Source organism: Psychrobacter sp. FME13, assembly GCF_014861395.1.
Classification (GTDB): Bacteria; Pseudomonadota; Gammaproteobacteria; order Pseudomonadales; family Moraxellaceae; genus Psychrobacter.
In genome coordinates, this window is record NZ_RRYV01000101.1 from 1 (window position 1) to 10,800 (window position 10,800).

Consider the following 10,800-nt stretch of genomic DNA (forward strand, 5'->3'; position numbering starts at 1 on the left):
AGAGTAAGGCGTTGCTTATTTTTTTCAATGTTTTCTCAATTCTATACAGCCCCTAATACAACTGAAATAAAAGATAGCTCATAACGGCATTTTTTGCTATGGTAAATCTTTAGCGATAAGCATTTTTTGCTACGCCCTTTTTCTTATTCTAACGACTACTGCTCCCATTATGACTACTAGCGCCATGCCCCAAATTAACCCTGAATATGTTCAGTGGTTCCGCAACTCTGCTCCATATATCAATACCCATCGTGGTAAAACTTTTGTGATTATGTTTGGCGGTGAAGCGGTCAATCACGTAAACTTTAGCACGCTTATTCATGACTTTGCCTTACTACATAGTTTAGGAATCAAGCTAGTACTGGTGCATGGAGCGCGACCGCAAATCGAAAAAAACTTAAAAGACATGGATATCGAGTCTCCACTGCATCAAGACATTCGGATTACGCCAAGAGTAGCAATGCCTGCTATTTTGCAAGCAGTAGGTGCTATCCGCTTACAGCTTGAGGCTCAGCTATCAATGGGGCTTGCCAACTCACCAATGTACGGCTCTCGCATTGATGCTATCTCAGGAAACTTTGTCACAGCGCGTCCTTACGGTATTCGTGATGGTGTCGACTATCAGATGACAGGTGAAGTGCGCTCTATCGATGTTGAAGCCATCAAAAACAACCTATTACACGATCATATCGTCATTTTAGGCTCTATGGGTTATTCAGCGACTGGCGAAGTTTTTAATCTACTGGCCGAAGATGTCGCGCTAAATACAGCGGTAGCTTTAGGTGCTGATAAATTAATATTCTTAGGTGAAGAAGCAGGCATCAATGATGATGACCGCCTATTGCGTGAAATGATTCCAAACGAAGTTGATCGCTTTTTACGTGATCGCGATTTAAACTGCGAAATCAATTATTTCTTAAATTGTGCGAGTTTGGCTTGCCGCCAAGGTGTCCATCGCACACATATCATCTCCTATGCCAAAAATGGTGCCTTATTAGAAGAACTATTCACTCGTGACGGCTCAGGCACCCTTATCAGCCATGATCCTTACGAAGAAATTCGCCGTGCCAATATTGATGACGTAGTAGGACTGATCGAGCTGTTATCTCCGCTAGAAAAGCAAGGTATTTTGGTCAGCCGCTCACGCGAACGTTTGGAACAAGACATTGAGCATTATAGTGTCATTAAGCGTGATGGTATGATTTTGGGCTGTGCAGCCCTTTATCAATTAGACAGTGATTCTGCAGAAGTTGCCTGTGTTGCCGTACACCCTGAATATCGGAACGGTAGCCGCGGTGCTGATTTGCTCGCATTTTTGGAGCAACAAGCCCGCAGCCATGGTCTACACAAGCTATTTGTATTGACCACTCGCACAGCACATTGGTTTGTTGAACAAGGCTTTGCCGAAGTTGAAGCATCTGCATTGCCCGAGTCTCGTCAAGAGCAGTATCATAACGGCCGAAATTCTAAAGTTTTCCAAAAAAACTTATAACAACAATGGTGATGGATGTTATTAAATAACATCCGAAAGCCCCAAACGCTAGCCATAAAAAAGCCCTCTTACTTTAGAGGGCTTTTCTTATTCAATATGATACTTAATCAGTATCAATACTTATTATTTTACTGACAACAACTCAACCGTAAATACTAACGTGCTGTTAGGCTCGATTCCTGCATTACCTGCTTCGCCATAAGCGATATCTGACGGGATGTAAAACTCATATTTACCGCCTTCTTTCATCAACTGTAGACCTTCTGTCCAGCCAGCGATGACTTGATTTAATGGGAATTCAATTGGCTCACCGCGCTCATAAGAGCTATCAAATACAGTACCATCGATCAACTTACCTTCGTAGTTTACTTCAACCACGTCAGTTGCTTTTGGTGATTTACCAGTACCTTCTGTTACTACCTTGTACTGCAGGCCAGAAGCCGTTTCTTTGACGCCTTCTTTTTTAGCATTTTCTGCTAAAAAAGCTGCACCTTTGGTTTTATTCTCTTCAGCTTTTGCTTCCATATCTTTGACAAATTTTTCTTCTTGCTCTTTTTGATACGTCGTCAATACTTCTTGCATTTGCTCTTGAGTCAATGCTGAGTCGTTACCTTCATAACCATCACGAAAGCCTTTTTCGAAAGTATCAAGATTTAGGTCACTGACAGCCTCTTTATTACCTTCAGCCATCATAAAACCTAAGCTATAGCCCACTTTTTCATCTGCTGAGCTTTGCTCAGTAATTGAAACGCTTTGAGCTGCAGTCTCTTGACTGCCATTATTTGTGCTACAGCCTGTTACTAACAACATAGCGCTAGCAAGTGCACCAACACTTAACGTAGTGATTTTTTTCATAAAATACTCTCAAATTGTAAAAATAGTGGCGAGATGTCACATTTTTCTATAATAGCAAAACTTAGTTTTAGTAACCATGTTTAGAATAAAATTATCGGGTGAATGTATAATCTATGTTAATATTCATTCACATAATAACAAGTTATCACACAAATATAGTAACAAGTTAAGCATTGTGTCTTTAAATCTACTGGTTCATCAGCTATGCTAAATTAGCTAAGATGATAAGCAATCAAGTATCTGCTTTATCAAAAAACATCTAGGTACCAGTAATAAAGCCATAAATATAAAGCAAACAGGTACTTTTTGATAAGGCTATTTACGCGAAAACCATAACATCATCGCATAGCTTACTTTGAAGAACACTATTTACTATAACCATCTATATATTGGCTCCGCTTAATAATAACGGTACTCATAGTATCGTTTGGCAGCTGTTATATGATGATTAAAGGAGGATAACATGAATCCAATGTACACATCTTTTAACGGCTATCTGGGTGGCCCTATCGGCTCCATTATCGGTGCTATTTTAATTTTTATTATTGGTTGGCTAGTTGCACTTGGCATCGCGGCTTTGGTACGCAACGTGCTCTCTAAAGTCAATCTTAACCAACGTATGAAGTCTTCAACGGGTAAGGCTTACGACCTAGAAGGTATTTTCTCCAAGGTTGTATTCTGGTTTATCTTTATTATCGCTATTTCAGGAGCGCTAAATCAACTAAACTTAAACTCCATTTCAACTCCATTTGCAAATATGGTAAATCAAGTCTTAGCATTTATTCCTAATTTGATTGGTGCTATTGCTGTTGGTCTTATTGGTTGGGTCGTGGCTACCGTTGCACGTACAGGTATCAATACTGTACTGTCTAAAACCTCAATGGATGAACGTTTAAGTGCTCAAGCTGGCGTTAAACCAATGAGCAGTACAATTGCTGACATAGTTTATTGGTTCATCTTACTAGTCGTTTTGACCATGGTGCTTGGTAAACTACAGCTTGATGGTTTATTTGCACCACTAACTAATATGGTTGATAAAATTTTCAGCTTTATACCTAATATTTTGATTGCAGCAGTTGTCTTTGTTGTTGGCTACATTATCGCTAAAGTAGTACGTGGTATCGTAACCAATCTAGTTGCTACTTTTGATATACAAGCAATTGCTTCAAAAGCAGGTTTAAGCGAAAAAAATAGCCTACCCAACATTGCTGGTTCATTAGCATTTTTAGTAATTATTATTCCAACGATTATTGCCGCATTAAATGCGCTAAAAATCGAAGTAATTGCTCGTCCTGCGACGAACATGCTGAACAAAATCATGGAAGCATTGCCAAACATCTTTATGGCAGCAGCTATCTTAATAGTGACTTTCTACGTCATTCGTATGGTCGCCAACATTATCAAAGGCCTGATCGAAAACACTGCAATCAACCAATTGCCTGCTAAAGTTGGTCTAGAAGAAGCCATGGGCGACAAACAAGTTTCTGACTTGGTTGGTTGGGCAATTATTTTCTTTGCTATGTTATTTGCCTCTATCGCAGCGGCCGATCTATTAGGTTTCGAACCTATCTCAGCCCTCATCACGATGTTTATCGCTTTTGGTGCCAACATTATCTTGGGCGCAGTTATTCTATTCATCGGCTTTTGGCTTGCCAATATTATTGCTAGTGTTGTTGAACGCTCTGAACAAGGTTCACAGTTCTTAGCAAACATCGTACGTGTACTGATCATGGGTCTAGTACTTGCCATGGGTCTAAAAGCGATGGGCATTGCTGACTCTATTGTTAACCTAGCATTTGGTCTAACATTAGGTGCTGTAGCTGTAGCCTTTGCTCTATCGTTTGGTCTTGGTGGTCAAGAAGCAGCAGCTCGCTTCTTGCGCAAAATGCAAGACAAAATGGATGAAGAACAAACTGAAGCAAAAGCGAAGTCTACACTTGAGCCTAGCGCATCAACTGAAGATAAAGTTGCTGAAGCAGTTCGTGACAACACACCAACCGCTACAAGCACACCAACTAATGACGTGCATACAGATGTAGTTGATACCACTTCTGTCAATACTGACGATATCAGCAATGATGGTAACGTGTTACTACCTGGTAGCGACGACAAATAAATAGCCTATTATTCTTAAGCCTTACATAAAAAAAGACAGCCTAGGCTGTCTTTTTTTATGGTGACTATGAAGTTGGACACAGTTACAAGTGTTTATTATTGAGAGAGTAGATTCTAAGGTATTGGATTTCTAATCATAAGTACCATGAGATACAGTCGCTTTCATGGTGATGAGTTGTTATGATGATATCCAAGTCATATCGCTTATGTGCAGACTCATAGACAGTGCATCATGCACAATGACGTTTGTAGTATAAAGCCCTAAAATTTATTTAACGACAATCATATAATAACAAGGATTGAACAATATGAAGCGCTTTAAAGAAAAGACCGTCATCATAACTGGAGCTGATTCAGATATTGGTCGTGCAACCGCACTTAGGTTTGCACAGGAAGGGGCTAACTGTATTATTGTTGGCATTAGTTCCGATATCCTAGAATATATCTATGAAGACCTGCCACAAGACCATACCTGGATTAATACAGGCAATCATCTTACTGTAACCAGTGATGTGAATGACCCGAGTCAGACAGCAAGATTGATAGAGCATGTACTCGATAAATACGAGCATATTGATGTGATGGTCAATATAGATACTGAAATTGGCATTCACCAGGCAGCTATTCCAGAGCTGATTAAAACTCAAGGTAATATTGTTAATGTCTCAACGCTGACTGATATCCCAGTAGATTGGGATATTGATACTTATAAAGCTGAACAGCGTAACTTGACTGATATTACAAAAAAACTGGCGTTAGAAAATATTCCAAATAACGTACGTATTAACGCAGTAGCAGCAGGCTTAGTCGCGACAGATAACAGCTCTAATCCTTTTGTTGCGCTCTCTCCATTAGGAAAAACCGCCACACCCTTTGATGTGACCGCCGCCGTTATGTTTTTGGCTAGTGAAGATGCTGCCGTTATCACTGGTATGAACCTACCTGTCGATGGCGGGGTTAGCACATTCAATAGCTAATAAGCTTTTGGATAGCACCAATACGTATCACTATCAATAAAAGCCCCCTAACATCATTATGTTAAGGGGCTTTTATTTATGTAGGAACAGCGCATTTAAATGGCTTATTTGGCTGAGTTATTGATGTCTTGTAGCGGCTGTGATAACCGTTCAGGATGTTTGGGTATTACACCCTGATACTGCTTATAAATTTTTGGCAGATCCGTTTCGATATCACCAGTAGGATGAACCAGTGTCATAAAACGTATTTCTTTAGTGTTGTAGTCCATAGCCACTGGTAAAATCGGTACGCCAGCACCTACTGCTAAATAATAAAAACCTGTCTTCCAACTTTCAGTATATTGACGTGTACCTTCTGGCGCTAACCCTAAAAACAAAGGTTCGCCTGTTTTAAACTTATCAATACTCGCTTGTAGCACCGAGCCTTTATTGCCACGATCAATCGGAATGACTCCCATCCAGCTCAATAGCTGAGCAAATAATGGCACTTTAAATAGAGTATGCTTACCCATAATGCTAATTTTTAAATCTAGGGCGAATAAGCTGGGTATCGCATAAACCCCATCAACATTTGACGTATGGGGTAAGACTAACACAACCGCTTGTGGAATATCTGGAATCTCACCAACTGTACGCCAACCTGACGCTTTTAACATTGCTGAAGCAATCATTGGGGCAACTTTATTACCACGTCTTGGCACGTGCTCACCCAGCTGTTTTTTGCTGAGCTTTGGCAAAATTTTAGAGCGTTCAGTCGCAGAAACTTTCTTTGCGCGATTAAAAAACTTTGATGTCATGACGGCACCACATAATAAAAGATGCCTATATCATAACATTAAGCTTATGCTGCTAAGTTGAGTTTTATAGCATTTTATGACTCAATAGCTGATTCATTTATGAGATATCAGCCAGATTTCCTTTATTCTCAAGCCAAGACTTACGGTCAGATGCACGTTTTTTGGCCAATAGCATATCCATAATACTACTGGTCAGCACCATGTCATCCATGTCTAGCTGAACCAAACGTCGAGTATCGCGGTTCATCGTTGTTTCACGTAATTGTTCTGCGCTCATTTCACCCAAGCCTTTAAATCGGGTGATTTGTGCCTTTTTATTACCCGGTACATTAGCCAAAATATGCGCAAGTTCAGGCTCATCTAACGCGTAATGAACCTCTTTACCGACATCCACACGGTATAATGGCGGCATCGCTACAAATAAATGACCCGCGTCAACCAATGCAGGAAAATGCTTCACAAATAACGCGCAAATCAATGTCGCGATATGCAAACCATCCGAGTCCGCATCCGCTAAGATACATATTTTGTCATAACGCAGCTCAGACAAATCATCGGAAGCAGGGTCCACCCCGATAGCAATGGCAATATCATGAATTTCTTGGCTCGACAGCACAGTATCTGACGACACTTCCCAGGTATTTAGAATCTTACCACGTAGTGGCAATATCGCCTGATAATGACGATCACGCGCTTGCTTAGCACTACCTCCTGCAGAATCCCCTTCAACTAAGAATAACTCTGCGCCATCACGCAAATCACCACGGCAGTCTGCTAGCTTACCCGGCAATGCTGGCCCCTGAGTAATTTTCTTACGGGCGACTTTTTTGGCAGACTTTAGGCGGCGACCTGCTTTATTGATCGCCAACTCAGCAATCTGCGTGCCCATGTTTGCGTTTTGATTTAACCATAGGCTAAACGCATCTTTCGCCAGCGTTTGCACGGCGCCAGCAGCCTCGCGGCTAGACAGACGCTCTTTGGTTTGTCCAGAAAACTGCGGCTCAGAGAACTTAAGAGATAAGATGTAATTAACCCCATCCCAGACGTCTTCTGCGGTTAGCTTCACACTACGCGGTAGTAAATTATGAATATCACAAAACTCACGCAATGCTTCTAAAATACCCGTGCGTAGGCCATTAACATGCGTACCACCTTGAGCTGTCGGAATAAGGTTTACATAGCTTTCTTGAATTGGCGTTCCACCATCAGGCAACCAAGATAATGCAAAGGTAATGGCAGCTCGTTCGCCAGCTTTCGCATCGTAATTATAATAGAACGGTGCTTCTGGCAGTGTTTCAAGACCGTCGAGTTGCTCATTTAAATATTCCACAACCCCATCGGTAAATTGCCAAACCACTTTTTCGTTATTAATCTCATCGACAAATTCAATCGTCAATCCAGCGGACAACACGGCTTTGGCCTTGAGATTATGTTTGAGCTGCTTAACATTAAATTTAGGCGTATCAAAAAAGCTACCATCCGCCCAAAAATGCACTTTGGTACCACGCTTACGCTTGTTCGAACTGACCGATTCAGTCAACGGCGTCACTGGTGCACCATTCTCAAACGCCATATCAAACTGTGTACTGTCACGCCATACGGTGACTTCCACACGCGTCGATAGCGCATTAACGACAGAAATACCTACGCCATGCAGACCGCCTGACACTTCATAATTAGAGGTAGAAAACTTACCACCCGCATGCAAACGTGTCAAAATCAGCTCAATGCCTGATTGATTAAACTCAGGATGGATATCCGTGGGCATACCGCGACCATCATCTTCGACGGACAACGACCCATCACTATATAGCTGAACTTTGATCGTCTTAGCATAACCCGCCAATGCTTCATCAACTGAGTTATCGATGACTTCTTGCGCCAAATGGTTGGGGCGCGTGGTATCAGTATACATACCTGGGCGACGACGTACTGGCTCAAGTCCCTCTAGGACTTCTAACGACTGCGCATTATATTGACTCACAAATGCATCCTTAACTGTTCATGTGCGTTTAATTCTATTAAACCATTATAACGAAAAATAGCGACAGTAACGTCAATACTCAGTCACTTACGTCATATAATGTCGTCTATTTAATTCTGTAGCAAATGCTGTAGCGTCTTGATGACCATAGGCAGCTGTTCGTTGAAATCACTAAATCTATGATCGCCACCCTCTTGCAAAGTGACCCTTACATCAGACCCTCTATAAAAATCTCTTGATAAATAAGGATTCAGCAGCTCATCTCCTTCTTTGATCAAGACAGCCATTTTATCAGGGTGATTAATCACTTCTAAAGGATGCGCGGCAAACCATTGCAAATCTGAGTGAGTAATATTCCAACCGCCCGCTGTGGTATGTAGAATTTCATTGTTTAACGCATCACCTTCGTTATCAGTATTTACTAACAATTCATTAGCAAAACGCTGCAACGTAATATGCGGCTGAGTACTGGGGTTTAATAATAACGCCGCACAGCCTGTATGATTGCTAACTAGCGTAGAAAAATAACCACCTAACGAGCTGCCTACCAGCACCGTTCTAGCTTCTCTATTTAATTCAGTTACCAATTTGACCAACTGCTCAAATACTTGCTCAGGAGCGCTGTTAAGATCAGGGCGATATACGCTGATATCAGAATGATACTGCTGGCAGTATTTTTCTAACAGCACACCTTTGGTAGAGTTCGCATCGCTATCCAGTCCATGAATATAAATAATGTTCACGTATAATCTCGCTTATTAATTTTGTTATGATTGCTTTATATAGATACTAAACACTCAGCATAGCATCCACTCCATAAAAACAGTAATAATAAAACGGCACACTATTAGTCAATATTTACGACATAATAAAGTTAAACAGTGGTTTTATGCAGGTCAAAGGAATGACGGTAGTCATTATGGAGGAGTCATGAATCAACAGTTTGAGCTGTTCGAGATTGCCAACCCATGTATTGGTCTTTGTCAAAGCAATAAAAAAGGCTATTGCTTTGGCTGCTTGCGCAGTCGTCCTGAACGTCAGCTATGGCATGATATGACCACAGAGCAGCGCCGTGAGGTACTGCGACTGGTCTCTGGACGTAAGCGGCGTATCGAGCAGATGAAACAACGTAAAAGTGAGCAATTGGGGTTCGAGTTTGAGGAAGAAATTGAGATGGGCGAGTTGTTTTAGAATGTTTATATTCATCTCTTAAAATTTAATGCTGTGCTATACATCTGTGGAGCATAGCGGAATAATTATTTTATAGTAATACCTTGCTAAAGCGCTACCTAAATTTGGCAAGATACCTTGAAAAAACCCAACCAGTAATTTCGGCACCTGTTTCAGGATCGTGCCACTCGATTAAAGTCCAATTTTTACGTTTTTCAATTATCAATACTGTAGAAGAAAAATATAAGCATCCAATTGGTTTTGATTTAGTTGATGCAGAGGTTCTTACATTCAAGATATCAACTGATACATATCTTAGTGAAAGTAATAACTGTCTGTCATCAATGACTGAGTTCGCATTAGCTTTTAACTCTTTTTCTAGAGCCCTTTTATCAGAATTTAAGTATGACTTGACGTTATGATCTACTATTGGATTTAGAAATGATGCAATCACGATGATTATTAACGGATATATAAAGCATATCAATATTCTCTGAGATAAGGGGTCTTTTTGTTTCCGTATTTCGTTAACTAAATTATTTATAGACTCTTCTAACGAGTTTGTTTTAGCTATTGATGAATCATAAAATATTTTATTTGATAATTCTTGAAGCGCTGTAGCAGTAATACGTTTATCATCTAGCGTAACCGTACCTTTGCTATCTATTTCTATGTTGGACTGTACTTCAAACGCAATCTCCCTCATTGATTTTAGAGATGCGCTATTAGCTACAGTATTCCGTATCTCTGCAAATGGATTAGATATCCGCATTAGAGATGCTCGTAAATCTCTAATAGGGTCTGACATTCGCTTCTACCATCGACTGATATGCCCATTTACCGACAGGTGCATCTGAGCTTTAGGAAATAACGCACAAAGAAAAGCCCCTTGACACAAAGTATCAAGGGGCAAATCAGGAATAGAGAGCTGACGATGACCTGAGAACCGTTAAAAAATTGCATGCCAATTTTAGGTTCGCAAGAGCTATTCCTTTAAATAGGAATAGCTGCGTAGGTCACATGGTAATCAATAGAAATAAAAGATAAAAAAAAGAGCCACCCCTTTAAGGATGACTCTTTTTAGAATAGAGAGCTGACGATGACCTACTCTCACATGGGCGAACCCACACTACCATTGGCGCGATGATGTTTCACTTCTGAGTTCGGGAAGGGATCAGGTGGTGCCATCATGCTATTGTCGTCAGCAAAGGGGGTTAGATATGAGTCTGTTATTTTTATTGTTTGACTATAAATGTTTAGTTTATGGTCGATCAACTTGTAACCTAACTGAATCAAGGTTAAAGGTGATATCGAAATATACTTTCTTCGTTATGACCACTACAGTCATACAAGATAGATTAATTAGACTTGTATACAAACCACTTGGGTGTTGTATGGTCAAGCCAAACG

The 10,800-nt window shown here is 40.6% G+C and carries 9 protein-coding genes and 1 rRNA gene; 4 read left to right on the forward strand and 6 right to left on the reverse strand.

The window, feature by feature from the left end; genetic code table 11:
- The first annotated feature begins 169 nt into the window (after positions 1-169).
- Positions 170-1,492 (forward strand): amino-acid N-acetyltransferase, encoded by a 1,323-nt coding sequence (argA, locus tag EI164_RS11245; RefSeq protein ID WP_192520054.1) that lies wholly within the window; start codon positions 170-172, stop codon positions 1,490-1,492.
- Positions 1,493-1,615: 123 nt separating this feature from the next.
- Here argA and EI164_RS11250 read toward each other — a convergent pair whose 3' ends face one another.
- Positions 1,616-2,347: an FKBP-type peptidyl-prolyl cis-trans isomerase gene (locus tag EI164_RS11250; RefSeq protein WP_192520055.1), complete on the reverse strand. Its 732-nt coding sequence runs from the start codon at positions 2,345-2,347 to the stop codon at positions 1,616-1,618.
- 463 nt (positions 2,348-2,810) lie between these two features.
- Here EI164_RS11250 and EI164_RS11255 point away from each other — a divergent pair, with 463 nt between their 5' ends.
- Both EI164_RS11255 and EI164_RS11260 read left to right on the forward strand, forming a co-directional pair.
- Positions 2,811-4,463, forward strand: a complete 1,653-nt coding sequence (locus EI164_RS11255; protein WP_192520056.1) for a mechanosensitive ion channel — start codon at positions 2,811-2,813, stop codon at positions 4,461-4,463.
- A gap of 307 nt (positions 4,464-4,770) precedes the next feature.
- Positions 4,771-5,439: an SDR family NAD(P)-dependent oxidoreductase gene (locus tag EI164_RS11260; RefSeq protein ID WP_192520057.1), complete on the forward strand. Its 669-nt coding sequence runs from the start codon at positions 4,771-4,773 to the stop codon at positions 5,437-5,439.
- A gap of 104 nt (positions 5,440-5,543) precedes the next feature.
- Here the strand turns inward: EI164_RS11260 and EI164_RS11265 are convergent, their stop codons facing one another.
- From EI164_RS11265 to EI164_RS11275, 3 genes are all read right to left on the reverse strand, one after another.
- Positions 5,544-6,236 (reverse strand): lysophospholipid acyltransferase family protein, encoded by a 693-nt coding sequence (locus tag EI164_RS11265; RefSeq protein ID WP_192520058.1) that lies wholly within the window; start codon positions 6,234-6,236, stop codon positions 5,544-5,546.
- Positions 6,237-6,333: 97 nt separating this feature from the next.
- Entirely contained in the window at positions 6,334-8,220 is a 1,887-nt protein-coding gene (gene parE / locus EI164_RS11270; RefSeq protein ID WP_192520059.1) for a DNA topoisomerase IV subunit B, read from the reverse strand.
- Positions 8,221-8,330: 110 nt separating this feature from the next.
- Positions 8,331-8,963, reverse strand: a complete 633-nt coding sequence (locus EI164_RS11275; protein WP_192520060.1) for a YqiA/YcfP family alpha/beta fold hydrolase — start codon at positions 8,961-8,963, stop codon at positions 8,331-8,333.
- Between the two features lie 187 nt (positions 8,964-9,150).
- On the opposite strand from EI164_RS11275, the gene EI164_RS11280 reads away from it, so the two are divergent.
- Positions 9,151-9,411, forward strand: a complete 261-nt coding sequence (locus tag EI164_RS11280; RefSeq protein ID WP_192520061.1) for a DUF1289 domain-containing protein — start codon at positions 9,151-9,153, stop codon at positions 9,409-9,411.
- Between the two features lie 94 nt (positions 9,412-9,505).
- On the opposite strand, the gene EI164_RS11285 is transcribed toward EI164_RS11280, so the two are convergent.
- Positions 9,506-10,198 (reverse strand): SH3 domain-containing protein, encoded by a 693-nt coding sequence (locus tag EI164_RS11285; protein WP_192520062.1) that lies wholly within the window; start codon positions 10,196-10,198, stop codon positions 9,506-9,508.
- Positions 10,199-10,481: 283 nt separating this feature from the next.
- Positions 10,482-10,596, reverse strand: a 5S ribosomal RNA gene (gene rrf, locus EI164_RS11290).
- Positions 10,597-10,800: the final 204 nt, after the last annotated feature.